Below are 19940 nucleotides of genomic sequence, written 5' to 3'. Positions count from 1 at the left end.
GCCGAGCATGGTCCTTAACGAACCTCCCCAACCTTTTCCGGAGCAGGCAATGGCGAATGAAACCATGGGCATCGCCCTCGGCATGATCGAGACGCGCGGCCTCGTGCCGGCCATCGAAGCAGCCGACGCCATGACCAAGGCCGCCGAAGTGCGTCTGATCGGCCGTGAGTTCGTGGGGGGCGGCTACGTGACCGTCCTGGTGCGCGGCGAAACCGGTGCTGTGAACGCCGCAGTGCGTGCCGGCGCTGATGCCTGTGAGCGCGTGGGCGACGGCCTCGTGGCCGCCCACATCATCGCCCGCCCCCACCGTGAAGTGGAGCCGGCCCTCAACAGCAGCTTCGGTCTGGGTTCCAAGGACTGATGTCTGACGCGCCCCCGAGGGAGCGCAGCACCTTCATCTTTCCCACCCGACCAACAAGGAGATTTTCCCCATGAGCAAGAAGTACGACGCTGGGGTCAAGGAGTACAGGGACACGTACTGGACTCCCGACTACGTTCCCCTGGACACCGACCTGCTGGCCTGCTTCAAGGTCACCGGTCAGGAAGGCGTTCCCAAGGAAGAAGTGGCCGCTGCCGTGGCTGCCGAATCCTCGACCGGCACCTGGTCCACCGTCTGGTCCGAGCTCCTCACCGACCTCGACTTCTACAAAGGCCGCTGCTACCGGATCGAAGACGTTCCCGGTGACAAGGAGTCGTTCTACGCCTTCATCGCCTACCCGCTCGATCTGTTCGAGGAAGGTTCGATCACCAACGTGCTCACCTCCCTGGTGGGCAACGTGTTCGGCTTCAAGGCCCTGCGCCACCTCCGTCTGGAAGACATCCGCTTCCCGATGGCCTTCATCAAGACCTGCCCAGGCCCGCCGAACGGCATCTGCGTCGAGCGCGACCGGATGGACAAGTATGGCCGTCCGCTGCTGGGCTGCACGATCAAGCCGAAGCTGGGCCTCTCCGGCAAGAACTACGGCCGGGTGGTTTATGAGTGCCTGCGCGGCGGTCTCGACTTCACTAAAGACGACGAGAACATCAACTCCCAGCCCTTCCAGCGCTGGCAGAATCGCTTCGAGTTCGTCGCCGAAGCTGTTCAGCTGGCGCAAGAGGAAACCGGCGAGAAGAAGGGGCACTACCTCAACTGCACCGCCGCCACTCCCGAAGACATGTACGAGCGGGCCGAGTTCGCCAAAGAACTCGGGCAGCCGATCATCATGCACGACTACATCACCGGCGGCTTCACGGCCAACACCGGTCTGTCGAAGTGGTGCCGCAAGAACGGCATGCTGCTGCACATTCACCGCGCCATGCACGCGGTGATCGACCGTCACCCCAAGCACGGCATCCACTTCCGCGTTCTCGCCAAGTGCCTGCGCCTCTCCGGTGGTGACCAGCTGCACACCGGCACCGTGGTGGGCAAGCTCGAAGGCGATCGTCAGACCACCCTCGGCTTCATCGACCAGCTGCGCGAATCCTTCGTCCCCGAAGACCGCAGCCGCGGCAATTTCTTCGATCAGGACTGGGGTTCGATGCCCGGCGTCTTCGCTGTGGCCTCCGGCGGCATCCACGTGTGGCACATGCCTGCACTGGTGGCGATCTTCGGCGACGATTCCGTGCTGCAGTTCGGTGGTGGCACCCACGGCCATCCCTGGGGCTCCGCCGCCGGTGCCGCCGCCAACCGGGTGGCCCTCGAAGCCTGCGTCAAGGCCCGCAACGCCGGTCGCGAGATCGAGAAGGAAAGCCGCGACATCCTCATGGAAGCCGCGAAGCACAGCCCCGAGCTCGCCATCGCGCTCGAGACCTGGAAGGAGATCAAGTTCGAGTTCGACACCGTCGACAAACTCGACGTCAACTGATCGGGGCTGATGACCAGTGGGAAAGGGTTTTCTCTTTCCCCCGGTCACATCCGGTTTGCCTGCATTCACCTGATTCCCCACAAGGATCCCCATGCCCTTCAAGAGCACCGTGGGTGACTACCAAACAGTCGCCACCCTGGAGACCTTCGGCTTCCTCCCGCCGATGACCCAGGACGAGATTTACGACCAGATTGCCTACATCATTGCCCAGGGGTGGAGCCCGCTGGTCGAGCACGTCCACCCCAGCCGTTCGATGGCGACCTACTGGTCGTACTGGAAACTGCCCTTCTTCGGTGAGAAGGATCTGGGCGTGATCGTCAGTGAACTCGAGGCCTGCCACCGCGCCTACCCCGACCATCACGTTCGTCTGGTCGGCTACGACGCCTACACCCAGAGCCAGGGTTCCTGCTTCGTGGTTTTCGAAGCACGCTGATCACCTCAGCAGGTTCCGGCCCAGTCCGGGACCTGCTGTCGTCCATCTTCAATTCTTCCGACGGCGCGTGGAGGATTCGTGAATCGGCAGGCTGAGGGCCTTCCCATCACCAGTTCTCTCCAGCCGTCTCCTTCAAGGTTGTTTCTTCATAGGGCGGACATGGCATCTCAATCCAGTCGCGAAGCGGCCCTTGCGCGCCGGATGGCGCTCTCCACGGCCGGGAAAACGGCGGAGAAGAGGTATGCCAACAGTGCCAACCGCACCCGCAGCGCCGCTGAGGCCCGTCCCACCCGCTCGGTCGTGCCGGTAGCCCCTGCTGTCAGCCGCGAAGCTGATGCTCCGGCCCGACCGCTGTTCAGCAGCAGCAACGGGCCCACCAGCGCACCCCGTCAGCTCAACCGTGCCGCCATCAGCAACCCCAGCCGGGATCTGGTTCTGGCCCGACGTGAAGCCCTGAGCAAGCGCGGCAAGCGGGCTGACACCAGCAAGGACCGCAGCCGTGATGGCAGCTCCCTGCGTACCGTCGCCACCCCAACCCCCGCGGCCGTGAGCCCTGAGCCGCCCGCTGCCAGCCGGCCAACCCTCTCCCTGAGCGCCCCCCCGTCCACTTCCCTCAGCGATCGCCGCAGCAACGGCAACCGGCCCACAGCCAAGCGCTCCGCCCAGTTCAACCCCAGCCGCGCCATCGTCATGGCCCGCCGCGAAGCCCTCTCCAAACGCGGCAAGTCGGCCTCCACCAACAGCTCCGGCGGCACCGCCGCCGTGGTGCGTCAATCGAACCCCGACATCAGCAGCCGGGAACTGGCCCACCGCATCCGTGATCTCAAGAGCAAGAACGGCGCCGGAGCCGTCAGCCGCGGCAACGGTGTCACCCGACCCACGGGTCCGAGGCGCGGCCCCAACAAGGTGGCCGGCGCCCAGGACGCCAGCTGGAAGGTGGGCGCCAGTGAAACGGTGCGCGGTCAGGTGGTGACCGGCACCCAGGCCAACCGCTCCGAGAAGACGACCGGCAACGAGGCCAGCACCTGCCGCCCGATCACCGGCACCGAATACATGGGAGCGGACATTTTCCGCACGTTCTGCCAGAGCGAGCCCGAACCGCTTCAGCCCGCCAAGGTCCGCGTCACGGCCACCAGCCACGGCAACCGCGTCACCGGCAACGAAGTGGGCCGCTCGGAGAAGGTCACCGGCGATGAACCCGGCACCTGCAAGTCCATCACCGGCACCGAGTACATCTCGGCGAACCAGGCGGCGGCCTACTGCGGCACCACGTCCGTCAGCCCCCGCAAGGTGGGCCACAGCCAGACCCTGGCCGGCAGACCGGTGTCGGGTGTGATGGTGGGCCGCTCCGAGCGGGTCACCGGTGACGAGCACGGCGCCGGCATCCAGCCCACAGGCACTCAGTACGTGGGCTCCGATTCGATCAGCACGCCTGGTCAGGCCCCCCCCAAGGTGGCCAGCGTCCAGACCCTGAGGGGCACCGGCATCACTGGCACCCTGGTGGGCCGCAGCGACAAGGTCACCGGCGATGAGCCCGGCTCCTGCCGCCGGGTCACCGGCGATGAGTACATCGGCAGCCAGCAGTACCAGAACTTCTGCGGCGGACGCCCTGAGCCCGAAGCAGCGAAGGTCGGCTTCAGCCTTACCAATCGGCAGCTGATCGTCTCAGGCACCAACACCGGCCGTTCCTCCAAGGTCACCGGTGATGAGCCCGGCACCTGCAAAGCCGTCACTGGAACGCCCTACGCCGGCCTTGAGCAGGCCAGCGCCTGGTGCGACAGCGATTCGGTACGCAACATCCGCCAGCGGACTCCCGCCCGCGCCAGTACCCCAGGGCCGCGCATGAGCGGTCTGCAACCCGGCATCGGCGGGGTGATGACCGGCGCCTCCAAGGGGGCCTGTGAGCCGATCTCAGGCACCCCCTACGTGGGCGTCGATCAGTACAACGAAGCCTGCAGCGCAGCACAGGGCCACGAAGCCGATTTCCCCCAGCCGCTGGAAACCCAGCCCTGGCAGGAATTCAGCGTGCAATCCCCTGCTCGGGCTGCCCATCAGCAGCGCGAGCGCAGCTCCGCCGTCACCGGCACCCGCTACGAAACCAGCGCCAGGATCACCGGCCCTTTTGATCTGGCCGGTGGCAAGGTCACCGGCACCGAGCATGCACGCTTCGACCATCGCGGCCCGGAGCCCCAGCCGCTCCCCCCGGTCCGGCGTCAGACCTCCGTCCTGCCCCCCCGGCCCCAGGCCGTGGCACCCATGCCCAGTGCTCCAGTCAGCGTCGATGAAGATGCGCGGCCCACCAGCCGCGTCACCGGTGAAGGCATCTCCGCCGGCCTGAACATCACCGGCGACGACTGGGACCGGGGCAAGCGCGTCACCGGCACGGAGGGTGCCTCGGCCCGACGCCGCAATCCCACCCGCACGGGACCGATGTCGGCGATGGCGACCATCCCCCTCAAGCGCAATGAAGAGGTGATGCAACCGGTCAGCCGCGTGACCGGCTCCAGCGGCAACACCGACAAGGGCTCACTGATCACCGTCTCCGGCGGTGCCCGAGGCTGATTTTCTCCACCCGTCCCGCCCTGTCGCAGCACTGAACCTTGCCCCGCCCCCGCCGCTACGGCTCCGCCGAGAGGCCCCTGGCTCCCACGGCCCCAGCACGCCGTCCTGCTTCCAGCTCCCCTCTGTCCAGCTCATCGCTGGGGAGAACCTGCCGCTTCACGACGGTCCTGGAGCAGCACCCGCTCAGCGATGCAGCGGCCAACGAACGCCTGCAGACCTACGACAGCCAGGTGAAGCGGTCGTTCGATCGAATCGTGCCGGTGCTCAAGCGGCTCTCGGCCCTGCAGCACGACGACGACTTCGTGGAGCAGGCCCAGCGCCATGCCCTCAGGGAGCTCGGCCATGGGTTGCCCCCCATGATCCTGGAGTCGGCCTGGGTCAGCCAGCTCGACATGCGCAGCCTGTTCGCCTGGTGCCTGTTCGAGGCCTATGAGCAGGTCAGCGCCAGCTTCTTCCGTGACGACCCGCTCCAGGGTCAGGAGGGAAGCGAGAGCGCTGAGGCCTTCAATGCCTTCCTGCTCTCCTGTGGCTTTCATCTGCTGGATGTGAGCCCCTGCGCGGATGGCCGTCTTGCCCATGCCATTGCCTTCGCTCTGCGCCTCCCATTCGGATCCGTGCGCCGGAGGCCCCACGCTGGCGCGATGTTTGATGTGGAGAACACCGTCGACCGCTGGGTGCGCACCGAGCATCTGCGCTACAGAGAGGCCCGGCCCAACAGCGCCCATGAGCCCACCCGCTACCTGAAGGTGGTGGTGTATCACTTCAGTTCCCGGGATCCTGGGCACGAGGGCTGTGCCGCCCATGGCTCCAACGATGCCGCTGCCGCTGCCGGGGGACTGCTCCGCCTTCAGGAGTTCCGGCAGGCGGTGGAGAACAGTTTCTGCTGCGGGGCCTCGGTCGACCTGTTGCTGATCGGGCTTGACACCGACACCGACGCCATTCGGGTGCACGTTCCTGATGTCAATGGCCACACCGATCTTGAGCGCTGGCTCGATGCCTTGGACGTGTACACCGCCACTCAGGATCTGACAGCAGAAGCCGCCCGGGACCGGGTGCTGGCCCTGGTGCTGGCCGCCCGCTCAGGCAACGGGGACACGGTCGCCGACGGGGCCGTCGATCCTGGGATGGCGCGGCTGATCGCCCGCCTGATCGAGCACAACATGTCCCAGATCGATTTTGTGCGCGCGTATCACGATGGCGCCTATGCCGATGCGGGCCATGCCGAGCGCTTCATCGGTGTCGGCATCGGTTTCAAGGAGATTCATCTGCGCAATCTCACGTACTTCGCCCACATGGACACGGTCGAAGAAGGGGCCGCCGATCTCGATGTGGGTGTCAAGATCTTCAAGGGTCTGAACGTCTCTCGCGGACTTCCAATCCCTGTGGTGATCCGTTTCGATTATCACGGCAGTGTGCCGGGGGCGCGGGAACGGGCCGTGCTCTATTGCCAGAGGACAGATGACGCCATCCGCAACCGTTATCCCGATCTGGTGGGCAGCGGCCTGTTGCACACGTTGCTGAGCGTTCGTGATCGTGACCGGCACGTTCCCGCCGAAACGGTCGGTTCGTCGATCAAGCTGGAATCAGACGGAGGCCATTGAGATGCTGATCTGCAAAGTTCTCAAGCCCCTGGTGTCCACGAACCGGATCCCCGAATTCGAGCACAAGCATCTGCAGGTGGTGCTGGATGGCAGTTCCCAGAAAGTGGCTGTCGACGCCGTGGGTTGCATCCCCGGCGACTGGGTGATCTGTGTGGGCAGCTCCGCTGCCCGCGAAGCCGCCGGCAGCAAGTCGTACCCCAGCGACCTCACGATCGTGGGGATCATCGACCACTGGGATCCTGATGCCGGCAAACCCAATCCGCCGCCAAATGCTGGTGCAGCCTGATGGAAATCATGCAAGTCACCGGCTCTCTGGTCTGCAGCCAACGGGTGGAAGGACTGCTCCACTGGCAGCTGCGCATCCTGCGCTCCACCAAAGGCAAGTTGATGGTGGCTGTCGACCCGGTGGGCGCCTCACCCGGTAATTGGGTGTTCACCGCCAGCGGCTCCGCCGCCCGCTTTGCCACCGGCATTCCCGACACCCAGACCGACCTGACGATTGCTGGGATCATTGATCTCTGGGATCCAGACGGTTGATCTCCTCTCCCTCACCCTCCTCTCCCCCGTCCGCCCAGCTCGATCCATGGCCACACCCTCCTCCCGCCAACCTTCCTCGCGGCGCAGCAGCGCCAGCAGTGGTGTGAGCCGAGCTGCTGCCGCCAAGGCACTCCCAGCTTCGAGCGCCACCCCAACCCCCTCCCCTGCGGACAAACCCGTGGACCCGCCTCCAGCCCCAGGTCCATCCGCATCCAGCGGCAGCACCCACAGCAGCTCTGCCGCCACCACCGCCCCGGCGGCCGCAAGCCCTCCGGCCAAGGCCAGCAGCACCACCTCAGCAGCAGCCACCCGTGGCCGCTCCGGTGGGCTCACCCCTCCCTCCAAATCCTCCTCCTCCTCCAAAGCCATGGCTTCGACCCCGCACGGCATTGCTCTCGGCATGATCGAAACCCGCGGCCTCGTCCCCGCCATTGAGGCGGCTGACGCCATGACCAAGGCCGCTGAAGTCACGATGATCTCCCGTGAATTCGTGGGCGGCGGCTACGTGACCGTGATGGTCCGCGGCGAAACCGGTGCCGTCAACGCCGCGGTGCGCGCCGGGGCCGATGCCTGCGAGCGCGTCGGCGACGGACTGGTGGCTGCCCACATCATTGCCCGCCCCCACAGCGAGCTGGAACCGATCCTCGCGTTCAGTGGCGCTGAGCGCAGGAGCTGATGACCATGGAGACCGTTCACCCTCGGGTGCTGGGCTACCTGGGACGGGCACTGAGCCTGGAACTCTCCGCGGTTCAGCAGTACATGACCCAGGCCTCCCTGCTCGCCCTCTGGGGCGATGACGGCTCCGCCGACCGGTTCCGCCAGGAAACGGTCGAGGAGATGCAACATGCCGAGCGCCTGGTGCAGCAGATGCTCCGCCTCGGCGTGGCTCCAGCCGCGTCCCAGCTGAAGCCGGTGAGCACCGCCCGCGATCTGATCGGGTTGCTGCGCCTGAATATCCACCTGGAGGACGAACTGATCCGGCTCTACGCCGAGGCCAACCGCTTCTGCCTGCTGGTGAGTGACCAGGCCAATGCCCACTTCTTCCACGCCCTGTGGCAGGAGGAAGCCCGGCACGGAGAGGATCTGGAGGCCTGGGTGCAGGATCTGACCGGACTGGAGCGGTCTCTGGCCTCCCAGCGCGTCACCTTCTGAGCGTGATCGGAACCCCGGCATTCCGGCGGTCAGTCAGGCCTGGCTGGGTCCTGCCTGGGTGATCTGCACGACGAAGCGTGCCGGAGTTGGATTCCGCCCGCGTCCTGACTTTGAATTGACCGCCACCTGAGCCCTGCTTTCCTTGCCCACGGCCCTTCCCCTGCCGATCCAGCTGGTCTGGCTGATCCCGCTCTATGGGTTCAGCGGCATGGTGCTGTCGCTGCCATGGGCAGCGGGCTGGATCAAACGCAACGGGCCACGACCGGCGGCTTACCTGAACCTGCTCGTCACCTTGGCAGCCGTGGCTCACGGCAGCTGGATCCTTCAGCAGGTGTGGCAGCTCGGCCCCCAGCATCTGGACTTCGCCTGGTTTCGCGCCGCTGATCTGAACCTGCGCATCGGCTTCGACCTCTCGCTCACCAACCTGGCGGCGCTCGAACTGGTCACCGGCCTGAGCCTGCTCGGTCAGGTGTATGCGCTTGGGTACCTCGACAAGGAATGGTCGCTGGCACGCTTCTACGCCTTGGTGGGCTTCTTCGAAGGGGCCCTGGCGGGGGTGGTGCTCAGCAGCAGCCTGTTCATGAGCTATTTCCTGCTGGAGATGCTCACCCTCTCCACCTACCTGCTGGTGGGCTTCTGGTATGCCCAGCCCCTGGTGGTCACCGCCGCCCGCGATGCCTTCCTCACCAAGCGGGTGGGCGACGTGCTGCTGCTGATGGGCATGGTGGCCCTTTCGGCCTGGGCGGGCTCGATGGAGTTCGACGACCTGTACGCCTGGGCCGCCGAAGCCCACGCCGGTGGTGCCCTTTCGCCCCTGGCCGGCACCCTGCTGGGGCTTGGGCTGATCGCCGGACCGATGGGCAAGTGCGCCCAGTTCCCGATGCACCTCTGGCTCGATGAGGCAATGGAGGGGCCGAACCCTGCCTCGATTCTGCGCAACTCGGTGGTGGTCACCGCCGGCGCCCTGGTGCTGCTGAAGGTGATGCCGCTGCTGCGCTTCTCGCCCCTGGCGGTGACCGTGCTGCTGGTGGTGGGCACGATCAGCGCCGTGGCCGGAGCCCTGGTAGCCATCGCCCAGGTGGACATCAAACGGGCCTTCTCTTACTCCACGACCTCCTACCTGGGTCTGGTGTTCATTGCCATCGCCCTTCAGCAGCCGGCGATCGCCCTGCTGCTGCTGTTCGCCCACGGCCTGGCCAAGGCGCTCCTGTTCATGAGCGTGGGCAGCATCATCGCCACCACCAACTGCCAGGACCTCACCGAACTGGGCGGCCTCGGCTCACGCATGCCTGCCACCACCACCGCCTACCTGGTGGCCGGTGCCGGGCTGGTGGGTCTGCTGCCCCTGGGCTGCTTCTGGTGCTTCGGGCTGATGGTCGACACCTTCGCCCGTGAGCAACCCTTTTTCGCTGCCGTCTGCCTGTTCACCAACGTCCTGACGGCTTTCAACCTCACCCGCGTGTACCGCCAGGTGTTCCTCGGCCCGCCGAAGCCGAAAACGAAGCGTGCCCCCGAAGTGAACTGGCTGATGGCCCTGCCGATGGTGAGCCTCACGGTACTGGTGGCCTTGATGCCTGCATTGATGGCACGGATTGACACCGTGCCCGGCCTGGCGTCCTTCTCCCTGCCCACCGCAATCGCCGTTGGCGCAAGCGGCCTGGGGGGGGTGACCGCCGGCGCCCTTGTGGGCCTGAACACCTTCAGGTCGCGATCGATGATCCAGCCGTTAAGGGCTCTGCAGGACCTGCTCGCCTTCGACTTCTACACCGAGCGGATCTACCGGGTGACGATCGTGGCAGCGGTGGCGGGCCTCGCTCGCCTCACCGACTGGATGGACCGCACCGTGGTCAACGGCCTGGTGAACGGCATTGGCCGGCTCTCCCTCGACAGTGCAGAAGGCCTGAAACTGGGGGTTTCCGGCCAGCTTCAGGCCTACGTCCTCACAGTGATGGTGGCCATCGTGCTGCTGCTCACCTCGCTGCTGTGGCTGCACGGATGAGAACCCCACAATGCTGAGCCTGCTGCTGCTGATCCCCTTCATGGGCGCCCTGGTGCTCGTGCTCTGGCCGGGCCAGCCCACTCCCGGGCGACTGAGGACGATCGCCCTGGTGGTGCTGGCTCTGCAGCTTGGCTGGAGCCTGGTGGTGCTCAGCCGCTTCGATCCCAGCAACAGCGCCATGCAGCTGCAGGAGGCGCACCAGTGGGTGGGAAACATCGGGCTTGATTACAAACTCGGTGTCGATGGCCTTTCCCTGCCGTTGGTCCTGATCAATGGCGCGTTGACCCTGGTGTCGGCGATCTGCACACGCGACATCAGCCAGCGGCCGCGCATCTATTTCGCCCTGCTGTTGGTGATCAGCGGAGCCGTGAACGGGGCCTTCCTGGCCGAAAACCTGTTGCTCTTCTTCCTCTTCTATGAGCTCGAGCTGATCCCGCTCTGGTTGCTGATCAGCATCTGGGGCGGTGCCAACCGGGCCTACGCGGCCACCAAGTTCCTGATCTTCACAGCGGTGTCAGGCATGCTGATCCTGGGCGCCTTCCTCGGTCTGGCCCTGTTCACCGGCAGCGTCGATTTCAGCCTCACGCCGATCACCAGCGAACGGCTGGCGCTCGGAAGCCAGTTGCTGCTGCTCGGGTCGCTGCTGGTGGGTTTCGGGATCAAAGTGCCCCTGTTCCCCTTCCACAACTGGTTGCCCGATGCCCACACCCAGGCCTCCACGCCGGTGTCGGTGCTGCTGGCCGGGGTGCTGCTCAAGCTGGGAACCTACGGCATCTTGCGCTTCTGTCTGGGGCTATTTCCAGAAGCCTGGGCCGTACTGGCGCCGGGGCTGGCGATCTGGGCGGCGGTGTCGGTGCTGTTCGGCTCGCTGGCGGCGATCGCCCAGCAGGACATGAAACGGATGGTGGCCTACAGCTCGGTGGGCCACATGGGCTACATCCTGCTGGCGGCGGCGGCGGCCACGCCGGTGGCGATCCTGGGGGCCACGTTCCAGATGGTGAGCCACGGCCTGATCTCGGCGCTGCTGTTCCTGCTCGTGGGGACCGTCTACCGCAAGACCGGAACCCGCGATCTGACGGTGCTGCACGGCCTGCTCAATCCGGAGCGGGGCCTGCCTTTCACCGGCACTCTGATGATCCTGGGGGTGATGGCCAGCGCCGGCATGCCCGGGATGTCAGGCTTCATTTCCGAATTCCTGGTGTTCCGCGGAAGCATCGTCGCCTACCCACTGGCCACTCTGCTGGGAATCGTGGGCTCGGGCCTGACGGCGGTGTACTTCCTGCTGCTGGTGAACCGTGCCTTCTTCGGAAGGCTGGCGATCACGCCGGCCGCCGATCCGGTGGCCGATCAGCGCCTGGATGTGCGCCTGGCGGAGGTGGCGCCACGGGAAACCATCCCGGCCACGGCCCTGGCCATCGCGGTGGTGATGATCGGTCTGCTGCCCGCAGGCCTCGGCCGGCTGAGTGAGAGCACCAGCACGGCGATTGCCCAGCTGCCGGCCCTGGTGTCGGCCCTGCAGGCAGGGGGGCTGGGCTGATGCCGATCATTCCAGCCGAGCTGGTTTACAGCGGTGGCATGCCCAGCGCCGCTGAACTGGACGCGAAACTTCTTGCCGGCGAGACCCTTCTGGCGAACACGCCCGACCACCTGATCGAGGTGGTGGATGTGCTCAAGAGCTACGGCGAGGTGCTCGATGCCTACAGCACCAACCTGATCTATCAGGCCGAGAAGCAGTTCCTGCTGCCCTTCCCGCTGTTCAAGTACCTCGATGGCCACAACAGCCCGGCCAGAATCTGGCGCCACCTGAACCACGATCGGATCAACTTCGAGTACGCCGAGTACTGCATGAAGACGATGCTCTGGCATGGCACCGGCGGCCTCGATGCCTACCTGGATTCGGAGGCCTTTGCCGAGAACTGCGCCGCGATCATCCGCCGCAAGACCCGCCGCGATCCACTGCTGGCGGTGCTCCATCCCCTGTTTCCGGGTTTCCTGATCGAGCTGATCCGCACGGCGGCCACCACCCACGCCCTCGGTCAGTTCTGGCGGGTGATGAGCGATCTGTTCCTCGATCTGGCACGTGCCGAAGCCGATGGACGCGTGGACTCGATCGATGCCGTGGTGGAGTTCATCAAGGATGGCCTGGTGGCCGCCGCCGCCAACCCGATCACCTACGGGGTGGAGGTGATTGGCGAGCACCTCTGGGTGCTTCCACCGAAGGCGGGTCTCACCTTCCTGATGGATGTGGCCGTGCCCTACGTGGAAGCGGTGTTCCTGCGGGGCACGCCGTTCCTGGGCACGGTGAGCTTCAACGCCCAGGCCCACCAGATCTCGCCTGATCAGGCCCAGTTCGCCTACGGCGCCCTCTACGCCGACCCGCTGCCGAGCATGGGGGCGGGCATTCCGCCCAGCCTGCTCATGCAGGACATGTACCGCCACCTGCCGGAGCGGCTGCACAGCTGGTACCACCAGCGCACCCGGGGTGAGGGCGATGTGCGCGTGAAGATCTGCATGAGCTTCCAGAAGTCGATGTTCTGTGTGACCAATGCCGCCATTCGTGGCACCTTCCCCCATCCGCTCAGCAGCACCGATCCGGCCGAGCAGGCGGCCAACCGGGCCTACGCCGCCGCCTGGTCCGGCCGGCTGGCGGTGGCCCGCACCGATTGCCTGGATCCCAGCAGCTGAGCCAGGGGCCGTACCCATCGTCTGACCTAGCCTCAACACCATGGACCAGCCCTGGACGCCGCGCCCCAAACCCGAGCAGGCCGACCGGCTCGAGCGGCGCATCGAGTTCGAGGATTACGCCAGCAACCGCGCGTTCCTCGATCGCCTCAATGACTTCTGTGAACAGCAGGGGCGCTTCCCCGATCTGAGCTTCGGGAGCACCTACGTGAACATCACTGTTCGGCCCGTCGACGACGACACCCCGATCGCCGCCGCCGATCACGACTTCGCCGCGGGCATCGATGACCTCCTCGCCTGATCCCATCGCCACCGCGGCGGAAGCCGAAGGCTCCGTAACGGAGAACCTCGATGCCCCAGTGAACTTAGAGGCCGCCTATGAAGCCGCCAATGTTCAGGAGGTGCTCAACCAGCTTGATACCGAGTTGATCGGCCTGCGCCCGGTGAAGACCAGAATCCGTGAGATCGCCGCGCTGCTGGTGGTGGAGCGGGCCCGCAAGCAGGTGGGCCTCACCACGGCAGCCCCGAGCCTGCACATGTCGTTCACGGGCCGGCCGGGCACCGGCAAGACCACCGTGGCCGAACGCATGTCCGAGATCCTGCACCGGCTGGGATACGTGCGCAAGGGCCATCTCGTGACCGCCACCCGGGATGATCTTGTGGGTCAGTACATCGGCCACACCGCTCCCAAAACCCGCGAAATGCTCAAGAAGGCGATGGGCGGCGTGCTGTTCATCGATGAGGCCTACTATCTCTACCGGCCCGAGAATGAACGCGATTACGGATCTGAAGCCATCGAGATTCTACTGCAGGTTATGGAGAATAACCGCGACGATCTGGTGGTGATCTTTGCTGGCTACAAGGATAAAATGGATATTTTCTACCAATCGAATCCTGGTCTCTCCTCACGGGTGGCCAATCACATCGATTTTCCTGATTATACCGCCGTCGAACTGCTGGCCATCGCCCAGCTGATCCTGGCCACCGAGAGCTACCGTTTCGGCGAGGACGCCAAGGCCGCCTTCTACGAATACATCCAGCGGCGCATGCAGCTGCCCTTCTTCGCCAATGCCCGCTCGATCCGCAATGCCATCGACCGGGCGCGCATGCGTCAGGCCAATCGGCTCTTCAACCACATGGGGCGTGGCCTGACCAAGCTGGATCTGATCACGATCCAGGCCGAGGACATCACCGCCAGCCGGGTGTTCAAGGGGGAAGTGGAAGGGCTCGACCCCAGCCTGCCGCTCACCTGAAGGTCAGCGCCGGCGGCGGCTGTCGATCTGGAGCAGATCCCGCACCTGCTGCAACTGGCGGGCCAGAGAGGGATCAATCGCCAGCTTTTTCTCAATCTGCTCCACCGCATACATCACGGTGCTGTGGTCCTTGCCGCCGAAGACATCACCGATGCGGGGGAGGCTCAGGTCGGTGCTCTGGCGCAGCAGGTACATCCCCACCTGGCGGGCCTGGCTGACCGCCCGTTTGCGGCTGCTGCTGCGCATCTCCTCTCCGCTCACCCCGAACACCTCCGCCACCTTCTCGACCACCTGCTGTGGGGTGACCTGCACCTCGTTGCCCACCGGATCGAGCATCGGCGCCACCGATTCCACCGTCATCGGCAGACCGGTGATCGAGGCAAAGGCCACTGCCCGCGTCAGGGCGCCCTCCAGTTCTCGGATATTTGAAGTGAAGCGGCCGGCCAGGTACTGGATCAGATCACGGGGCAGGGCCATGCGCTCCTGCTCCGCTTTCTTGTGCAGGATCGCCATGCGCGTTTCCAGATCAGGCGCCTGGATGTCGGCGATCAGGCCCATGGAGAAGCGGGAGATCAGCCGCTCCTGCAGCCGCGGGATCTGGCTGGGGGGCCGGTCGCTGGCGATCACAATCTGGCGGCCGGCCTCATGCAGGGCATTGAAGGTGTGGAAGAACTCTTCCTGGGTGTATTCCTTGCCCTCGATGAACTGGATGTCGTCCACCAGAATCAGATCGGCGGCGCGGTAGCGGTCGCGGAACTTCTGCATCCCGTCCTTACGGATGGCCTGGATCAGGTCGTTGGTGAAGGTTTCGGTTGACACGTAGAAAACCCGGGCTTCCGGATCGATCTCCAGGCGGTAGTGGCCGATCGCCTGCATCAGGTGGGTCTTACCCAGGCCGACGCCTCCGCAGAGGAAAAGCGGATTGAACTCCCGCCCGGGCGCCTCGGCCACCGCAAGGGCCGCCGCGTGGGCCATGCGGCTGTTCGGCCCCACCACGAAGCGGTTGAAGACATAACGAGGGTTGAGCCCCGGAGCCGGGCGACGGGGCGTCTCGCCGCTGGCGGTGGGACCGGCGGGCCCTGCAGTGGCCCGCAGCACCTCCCCCGGTGAGGCCCCGGCGACGGTCTTCTGGGCTGCTCCGGGACGCTCGGCCGGGGTGGAGCCATTCAGGGACCCATCCAGCTCCTGCACGGCGGCTGTGCCCACCTCCACCTGAATGGCGTGGCCGGCGAGATCGGTGGCCACTGCGGCGATCATGACCAGATAGTTTTTGCGCAGCCAGCCACTGGCGAAGCTGTTGGGGGCCTCCAGTTGCAGCTGGCCGTCGGCATAACCAGTGCAGCGGGCCGGCCGGATCCAAGTCTCGAAGGTGGGCTTGCTGAGGTTGGCCTGCAGTGCCTCCTGGACCCGGTGCCACAGCTCCTGACCCTGCTGCACCGTCCACTCCTCGCTCGGCAAGTGGCCGAATATAGGCAGCTTCCCCGACCCGCACGGTCTTTAATGAATCGCTTCGCGGCTCCGCTCCGCTCCACAGCCATGACTTCCCATTGCGCCCCTGGCCTCCCGTCGCCCCGCCGACGGGCCCTGGCCGCCGCCGGCCTCTGTGGACTCCTGCTGGGCAGTTGCGCGATCCCCCTGCCGAACATGCCGGGATTCCCCAAGCGCGGCGCCCCCGCTCCGGGGCCCCGGGTCAGTGACGCCCCCCCCGCAGCACCCATGCAGGCGGGCAACAATTTCATTGTGAATGCGGTTGAGAAGGTCGGTCCCGCCGTGGTGCGCATCGATACGGTCAAACGGGTGATCAATCCCCTCGGGGGCCTCTTCGGCGGAGGTCCTTCGATCCAGCAGCAGCAAGGCCAGGGGTCGGGTTTCATCACCCGCTCCGACGGGGTGATTCTCACCAACGCCCACGTGGTGGAGGGCACCGCCGAGGTGACGGTGACCCTGCCGGATGGACGCAGCTTCAACGGCAAGGTGCTTGGCGCCGATCCCCTCACCGACATCGCCGTGGTTCGGGTGGTGGCCCAGAAGCTTCCAGTGGCTCCCCTGGGGGACTCCAGCAAGGTGCGGCCCGGTGAGTGGGCGATTGCCATCGGCAACCCCCTCGGCCTCGACAACACGGTGACCGTGGGCATCATCAGTGCCATCCAGCGCACCAACGCCATCGGTGAAGGCCAGCGTGTGCCTTACATCCAGACGGATGCGGCGGTGAACCCGGGCAACAGCGGCGGCCCACTGATCAACGACCGCGGTCAGGTGATCGGCGTGAACACCGCTATCCGCCAGGCGCCGGGAGCGGGCCTGAGCTTCGCGATCCCGATCAACCTGGGCAAGCAGATCGCCGCCCAGATCCTGGAGAAGGGACGAGCCTCCCACCCCTACATCGGTGTGCGCCTGCAGGCGCTCACGCCCCAGCTGGCGCGGGAGATCAATGCCACCTCCAGCGAATGCCGCCTTCCGGAAATCGATGGAGTCGTGGTGGTGGAGGTGCTCAAGGGCAGCCCGGCAGCCAAGGCGGGCCTGCAGCCCTGCGACCTGATCGAGACCGTGGGTGGCAAGGCGGTGAAGAACCCCTCCGAGGTTCAGGTGGCCGTCGATCAGGGCAAGGTCGGCCAGCCGCTGATGATCAGCATCAAGCGGGGCAGCAGCAGCCGCGACGTCACCCTCGAGCCGGCGGAGCTGCGCTCCAGCGAGTGAGCCTGCTGACGCTGAGCCATCCCAGACGGCAGCTGGTGGTGATGGCCCGCTGGCCGGCGGCCGGCCGTTGCAAGAGCCGCCTGGGGGTCGGCCTCGGCCGGGCGGCCGCCGCCCGGATCCAGCGGCGGCTGAGCGAGCACACCCTGGCGACAGCTCGGCAGGTGGACGGCGCTGAGCTCGTCCTGGCCGTGAGCGGTCTGGGGCCCCGGGGGGCGCGGCGCTGGGGCCACAGCCTCGGAGTCCACCGGTCCGTTCTGCAGGGGGACGGCGGCCTGGGAAGCCGGATGGCCAGGCAGCTGGCGCGGGCCTTCGGCGAGGGGGCCCAGCAGGTTCTGCTGATCGGCACCGACCTGCCCCTGCTGGCCAGCAATGATCTGGAGGCGGCGTTTGCGGCTTTCGCCAGCAGCTCCCTGGTGCTCGGGCCAGCCAGCGATGGGGGTTACTGGCTGATCGGGCTGAAGGGGTGCCGGCTCAGCCTGCTCAGCGGAATCCCCTGGGGCAGCGCTGATGTTCTCCGCCTGACCCTGGAGCGAGCCGCTGCGGAGGGCCTGGAGCCGGCCCTGCTGGCGCAGCGCAGCGATCTCGACCGTCCCGGGGACCTGGAGCCCTGGCTGGGGTGAGGGCAATTGCTGCGCCATCTGCAGCCGGTGCCCCCCTGGCGGTGGTGATCCCGGCATTGAACGAGGCGGAACACCTGCCGGCTCTGCTGGCGGATCTGGCCACGGCCCCCACCGAACTGGTCGAGAGCTGCCTGGTGGTGGATGGGGGCAGCCACGACGGCAGTCCCCGCCTCTCGGCCCTGGCGGGCGCGCGGGTGCTGCAGGTGACGGGGGGGAGGGGCTGTCAGCTGGCCGCGGGGGTGGCCAGCAGCGGTGCCCCCTGGCTGCTGTTGCTGCATGCCGACCTGCGCCTGGCGGCGGGATGGTGGGTGGCGGTGCAACGGGCCATGGCCGCCCCTGAGGCCCCCTGGTGCTTCCGTCTTGGAATCGAGGGGGCAGACCCTGGCCTGCGCCTGGTGGAGTGGGGAGTGCGGCTGCGCAGTGGCCCCGGTCAGCTGCCCTACGGCGATCAGGGGCTGCTGCTGCCGCGGCGTCTGCTGGAGCGGGCCGGCGGTCTTCGGGCCCTGCCCCTGATGGAGGACCTCGATCTGGTGCTGCGCCTGCGCCAGCTGGGCCCCATCCGCGACCTGGGGCTGCCGGTACGGGTGGATGGACGGCGCTGGCGGCAGCTGGGGATCTGGGGCACGGCCTGGCGCAATGCCCGGCTGCGGCGCGCCTGGCGCCGAGGCGCCGATCCAGCGGACCTGGCGGCGCGGTACTACGAGGCCTGAGCAGACTGGTGGCCCCTGTGGGGTGTCAGGGGGAATACCAGAAGGCGCAGCGCCGCTCGTGGGGTTCCAGCTCCCACCCCTGCGACTGATAAAACCCCACCACTTCAGGATCGGCGAAGAGGCTGACCCGGTCCACCTCCATCAGCCTGAGCTGCTCAAGCACGTAGTCCATCAGTTGCCGTCCCAGCCCGGCACCTTGATAGAGCGGATGCACGGCCACATCCCAGACCGTGGCCTCCATCACCCCATCCCCGGTGCAGCGGGCGAAGCCGACCAGGCGCGGCACCCGCGGATCATGGCGCCAGAGGCCCACCCGCAGCAGGCTGTGCTGCAGGGCCTTGCGCACCCTGCGGATCGGACGGCGGCTCCAGCCGACGGCATCGCAGAGCTGCTCCAGTTCCACCAGATCGATCTCCCGCTCCAGACTGAGCACCAGCTCCAGCTGGGGGTTCGGACTGGGGCAACGGCGCCAACCGGAGCCGTAGAAGCTGGAGAGGAGCGGGTCAGTGTCCAAACCAGACGGCCGAGGCAACGCATTGGCACGATCCTGCCCGATCGAGGGCATTCCAGGGCAGGCTGGTGGAAGACCCCCTGAAGGGATTGGTTGCACGCCCCCAGGCCTTGGAACCCGACCAGACCGGGGTTCTGCTGGTGGGCCTGCACGGCTGGATGCTCTCCGGCAGGCTCTGGGGCCCGCTGAGCGCTGAACTGCAGAACCGCTGGCGTCTGTGGTGCCCTGATCTGCCGGGCTTCGGAGCGGAACCGCGCCCGGCAGGCCTGCAACCGAGCCTGGCCAGCTACGGTCGCTGGGTGAGCGAGGCCTGCCGCCGGATCGATCCCGACTCACCCGTGGTGCTGATGGGCCATTCCCTGGGGGGAAGCATCGCCCTGCATGCAGCCGGGTCCCTGGGGTCGCGGCTGCGGGGGGTGATCCAGATCGCCGCCGGCGGCGGTGTGTATCAACCCAGGGCCTTTGCTCGGGTGCGGCGGGGGGGCTCCCTGTTCCTGCGCTTCCGCCCAGGCTGGCTGGCTGGGCTGCCGGGCACCGAGGCGATCCGCAGCCCACTGGTGGCGGAAGCGCGTGCGGCCCAGGGCCTGCTGGCCTGTAGCACGAACCGCGGCGCCGTCAGCCAGCTGCCTTCACTCACCGCCGCCCTGCGTGTACCGAGCCTCTGGATCGTGGGCAGCCAGGATCAGGTGATGGCTCCCCGCTATGTGCGACATCTGGCCGGCTATGCCCCAGACCACGAGCTGGCTGTGATCCCCGACTGCGGTCACCTGCCGATGAGGGAGTGTCCCCGCCAGCTGGCTGCCCTGATCGACGCCTGGCTGGAGAGGCTGCCCTGATCCCCAAGAGGTCGCTGAAAAACCCGCCCACCTCTGCGAAAATGGGGTAATTGCCCCAGTCGCGTTTCGAGGTCAGCTGGTGCGCAGCGGCTCCCTGTTCTCCTACGTGTCGATCGAGAAGCGGATCCTGACTCTCGATCGCCTCAACCCCAGCTGCTGTGAGCTGTACGCCTCAGAAGGGCCCCATCGGTGCCGCCGGAGCGACTGCTGCTGGTAGTAGTAGGAACGGGAATGCAGGCTAAAAACGATTGCAGCACAGGGGATCTGGAACAGGAACCAGTTCATATGGCCCGCCCAGGGTTAACGACGTGAGGGGCCGAATCTGTCCAATAAAAGGCATCCATCTCACAGGTTCAGGTCACCCTCCCGATCGCTTCGGCCACGGTCTGCGGGATCTGCCCCACGTTGCTGCCGATTCGCAACCGGCTCTGCAGATAGCGACGGGTTTTCTTGCCATCGGGGGCCTCGGCCCTCTCCGTCACCGTTCAGTTCGATCCGCGTCC

22 protein-coding genes are annotated in these 19940 nt (G+C 66.4%); 19 read left to right on the top strand and 3 right to left on the bottom strand.

The annotated features are described in order from the left end of the window. Positions 1-49 precede the first annotated feature (49 nt). The 14 genes from WH5701_RS05570 (at position 50) to cbbX (ending at position 14063) form a co-directional block, all read left to right on the top strand. Positions 50-361 (top strand): BMC domain-containing protein, encoded by a 312-nt coding sequence (locus WH5701_RS05570; protein WP_015107695.1) that lies wholly within the window; start codon positions 50-52, stop codon positions 359-361. A gap of 70 nt (positions 362-431) precedes the next feature. Continuing rightward, on the top strand, positions 432-1844 hold the full coding sequence (locus WH5701_RS05565; protein ID WP_006171065.1) for a form I ribulose bisphosphate carboxylase large subunit: 1413 nt from the start codon (positions 432-434) through the stop codon (positions 1842-1844). 91 nt (positions 1845-1935) lie between these two features. Continuing rightward, positions 1936-2277 carry a ribulose bisphosphate carboxylase small subunit gene (locus tag WH5701_RS05560; protein ID WP_006171064.1) on the top strand — a complete coding sequence of 114 codons (342 nt, stop codon included), beginning with the start codon at positions 1936-1938 and terminating at the stop codon, positions 2275-2277. Positions 2278-2436: 159 nt separating this feature from the next. Then, positions 2437-4839: a CsoS2 family carboxysome shell protein gene (locus WH5701_RS05555; RefSeq protein WP_037979656.1), complete on the top strand. Its 2403-nt coding sequence runs from the start codon at positions 2437-2439 to the stop codon at positions 4837-4839. A 38-nt stretch (positions 4840-4877) separates the two neighbouring features. Then, positions 4878-6440, top strand: coding sequence for a carboxysome shell carbonic anhydrase (locus tag WH5701_RS05550; protein WP_006171062.1), 1563 nt, complete (start codon positions 4878-4880; stop codon positions 6438-6440). Between the two features lies 1 nt (position 6441). Further along, positions 6442-6726 (top strand): carboxysome peptide A, encoded by a 285-nt coding sequence (locus WH5701_RS05545; protein ID WP_006171061.1) that lies wholly within the window; start codon positions 6442-6444, stop codon positions 6724-6726. Further along, complete coding sequence (locus WH5701_RS05540) at positions 6726-6977, top strand: carboxysome peptide B (RefSeq protein WP_006171060.1); 252 nt, start codon at positions 6726-6728, stop codon at positions 6975-6977. Before WH5701_RS05545 ends, WH5701_RS05540 begins: the two co-directional genes overlap by 1 nt. A 46-nt stretch (positions 6978-7023) precedes the next feature. Continuing rightward, entirely contained in the window at positions 7024-7653 is a 630-nt protein-coding gene (locus WH5701_RS18680) for a BMC domain-containing protein (protein WP_006171059.1), read from the top strand. 5 nt (positions 7654-7658) lie between these two features. Next, on the top strand, positions 7659-8129 hold the full coding sequence (locus WH5701_RS05530) for a ferritin-like domain-containing protein (RefSeq protein ID WP_156776565.1): 471 nt from the start codon (positions 7659-7661) through the stop codon (positions 8127-8129). A gap of 142 nt (positions 8130-8271) precedes the next feature. Beyond that, complete coding sequence (locus WH5701_RS05525) at positions 8272-10128, top strand: NAD(P)H-quinone oxidoreductase subunit F (RefSeq protein ID WP_006171057.1); 1857 nt, start codon at positions 8272-8274, stop codon at positions 10126-10128. Positions 10129-10138: 10 nt separating this feature from the next. Beyond that, positions 10139-11665, top strand: coding sequence for an NADH-quinone oxidoreductase subunit M (locus tag WH5701_RS05520; protein ID WP_006171056.1), 1527 nt, complete (start codon positions 10139-10141; stop codon positions 11663-11665). Then, positions 11665-12813, top strand: a complete 1149-nt coding sequence (locus tag WH5701_RS05515) for a CO2 hydration protein (protein ID WP_006171055.1) — start codon at positions 11665-11667, stop codon at positions 12811-12813. The genes WH5701_RS05520 and WH5701_RS05515 overlap by 1 nt, the downstream gene beginning before the upstream one ends. Before the next feature lie 40 nt (positions 12814-12853). Beyond that, positions 12854-13111, top strand: a complete 258-nt coding sequence (locus WH5701_RS05510; protein ID WP_006171054.1) for a 4a-hydroxytetrahydrobiopterin dehydratase — start codon at positions 12854-12856, stop codon at positions 13109-13111. After that, positions 13095-14063 carry a CbbX protein gene (cbbX, locus tag WH5701_RS05505; protein ID WP_006171053.1) on the top strand — a complete coding sequence of 323 codons (969 nt, stop codon included), beginning with the start codon at positions 13095-13097 and terminating at the stop codon, positions 14061-14063. Before WH5701_RS05510 ends, cbbX begins: the two co-directional genes overlap by 17 nt. A gap of 3 nt (positions 14064-14066) precedes the next feature. Here the strand turns inward: cbbX and dnaA are convergent, their stop codons facing one another. After that, positions 14067-15521: a chromosomal replication initiator protein DnaA gene (dnaA, locus tag WH5701_RS05500; RefSeq protein ID WP_006171052.1), complete on the bottom strand. Its 1455-nt coding sequence runs from the start codon at positions 15519-15521 to the stop codon at positions 14067-14069. Between the two features lie 78 nt (positions 15522-15599). Here dnaA and WH5701_RS05495 point away from each other — a divergent pair, with 78 nt between their 5' ends. The 3 genes from WH5701_RS05495 to WH5701_RS05485 are packed head-to-tail and all read left to right on the top strand — an operon-like array spanning position 15600 to position 18090. Next, positions 15600-16760 (top strand): trypsin-like peptidase domain-containing protein, encoded by a 1161-nt coding sequence (locus WH5701_RS05495; protein ID WP_037980436.1) that lies wholly within the window; start codon positions 15600-15602, stop codon positions 16758-16760. Continuing rightward, positions 16757-17380 carry a TIGR04282 family arsenosugar biosynthesis glycosyltransferase gene (locus WH5701_RS05490; RefSeq protein ID WP_006171050.1) on the top strand — a complete coding sequence of 208 codons (624 nt, stop codon included), beginning with the start codon at positions 16757-16759 and terminating at the stop codon, positions 17378-17380. Before WH5701_RS05495 ends, WH5701_RS05490 begins: the two co-directional genes overlap by 4 nt. Continuing rightward, positions 17377-18090 (top strand): TIGR04283 family arsenosugar biosynthesis glycosyltransferase, encoded by a 714-nt coding sequence (locus WH5701_RS05485; RefSeq protein ID WP_232201792.1) that lies wholly within the window; start codon positions 17377-17379, stop codon positions 18088-18090. Before WH5701_RS05490 ends, WH5701_RS05485 begins: the two co-directional genes overlap by 4 nt. A 25-nt stretch (positions 18091-18115) precedes the next feature. Here the strand turns inward: WH5701_RS05485 and WH5701_RS05480 are convergent, their stop codons facing one another. Next, positions 18116-18604 carry a GNAT family N-acetyltransferase gene (locus tag WH5701_RS05480; RefSeq protein ID WP_006171048.1) on the bottom strand — a complete coding sequence of 163 codons (489 nt, stop codon included), beginning with the start codon at positions 18602-18604 and terminating at the stop codon, positions 18116-18118. A gap of 86 nt (positions 18605-18690) precedes the next feature. Between WH5701_RS05480 and WH5701_RS05475 the strand changes: the two genes are divergently transcribed. Together WH5701_RS05475 and WH5701_RS18370 are read left to right on the top strand one after the other, a co-directional pair. Beyond that, the gene (locus tag WH5701_RS05475) at positions 18691-19437 is read left to right on the top strand and encodes an alpha/beta fold hydrolase (RefSeq protein WP_232201791.1); all 747 of its coding nucleotides are present in this window, start codon (positions 18691-18693) and stop codon (positions 19435-19437) included. A 79-nt stretch (positions 19438-19516) separates the two neighbouring features. Further along, a complete protein-coding gene (locus WH5701_RS18370) occupies positions 19517-19654 on the top strand; it encodes a hypothetical protein (RefSeq protein WP_232201863.1) in 138 nt (45 codons plus the stop codon). 136 nt (positions 19655-19790) lie between these two features. Here WH5701_RS18370 and WH5701_RS18580 read toward each other — a convergent pair whose 3' ends face one another. Further along, positions 19791-19919 carry a hypothetical protein gene (locus tag WH5701_RS18580; RefSeq protein ID WP_006171045.1) on the bottom strand — a complete coding sequence of 43 codons (129 nt, stop codon included), beginning with the start codon at positions 19917-19919 and terminating at the stop codon, positions 19791-19793. Between the last annotated feature and the right edge of the window lie 21 nt (positions 19920-19940).

Source organism: Synechococcus sp. WH 5701, from assembly GCF_000153045.1.
GTDB lineage: Bacteria > Cyanobacteriota > Cyanobacteriia > PCC-6307 > Cyanobiaceae > Regnicoccus_A > Regnicoccus_A antarcticus.
The sequence above is the reverse complement of the archived record's forward strand: the minus strand, read 5'-3'. Positions and strand labels throughout refer to the sequence as shown.

Coding starts and splice junctions, on each gene's coding strand:
- WH5701_RS05570 (WP_015107695.1), top strand. CDS start 50: ATGGCGAATGAAACCATGGGCATCGCCCTCGGCATGATCGAGACGCGC.
- WH5701_RS05565 (WP_006171065.1), top strand. CDS start 432: ATGAGCAAGAAGTACGACGCTGGGGTCAAGGAGTACAGGGACACGTAC.
- WH5701_RS05560 (WP_006171064.1), top strand. CDS start 1,936: ATGCCCTTCAAGAGCACCGTGGGTGACTACCAAACAGTCGCCACCCTG.
- WH5701_RS05555 (WP_037979656.1), top strand. CDS start 2,437: ATGGCATCTCAATCCAGTCGCGAAGCGGCCCTTGCGCGCCGGATGGCG.
- WH5701_RS05545 (WP_006171061.1), top strand. CDS start 6,442: ATGCTGATCTGCAAAGTTCTCAAGCCCCTGGTGTCCACGAACCGGATC.
- WH5701_RS05540 (WP_006171060.1), top strand. CDS start 6,726: ATGGAAATCATGCAAGTCACCGGCTCTCTGGTCTGCAGCCAACGGGTG.
- WH5701_RS18680 (WP_006171059.1), top strand. CDS start 7,024: ATGGCCACACCCTCCTCCCGCCAACCTTCCTCGCGGCGCAGCAGCGCC.
- WH5701_RS05530 (WP_156776565.1), top strand. CDS start 7,659: ATGGAGACCGTTCACCCTCGGGTGCTGGGCTACCTGGGACGGGCACTG.
- WH5701_RS05520 (WP_006171056.1), top strand. CDS start 10,139: ATGCTGAGCCTGCTGCTGCTGATCCCCTTCATGGGCGCCCTGGTGCTC.
- WH5701_RS05515 (WP_006171055.1), top strand. CDS start 11,665: ATGCCGATCATTCCAGCCGAGCTGGTTTACAGCGGTGGCATGCCCAGC.
- WH5701_RS05510 (WP_006171054.1), top strand. CDS start 12,854: ATGGACCAGCCCTGGACGCCGCGCCCCAAACCCGAGCAGGCCGACCGG.
- cbbX (WP_006171053.1), top strand. CDS start 13,095: ATGACCTCCTCGCCTGATCCCATCGCCACCGCGGCGGAAGCCGAAGGC.
- WH5701_RS05495 (WP_037980436.1), top strand. CDS start 15,600: ATGACTTCCCATTGCGCCCCTGGCCTCCCGTCGCCCCGCCGACGGGCC.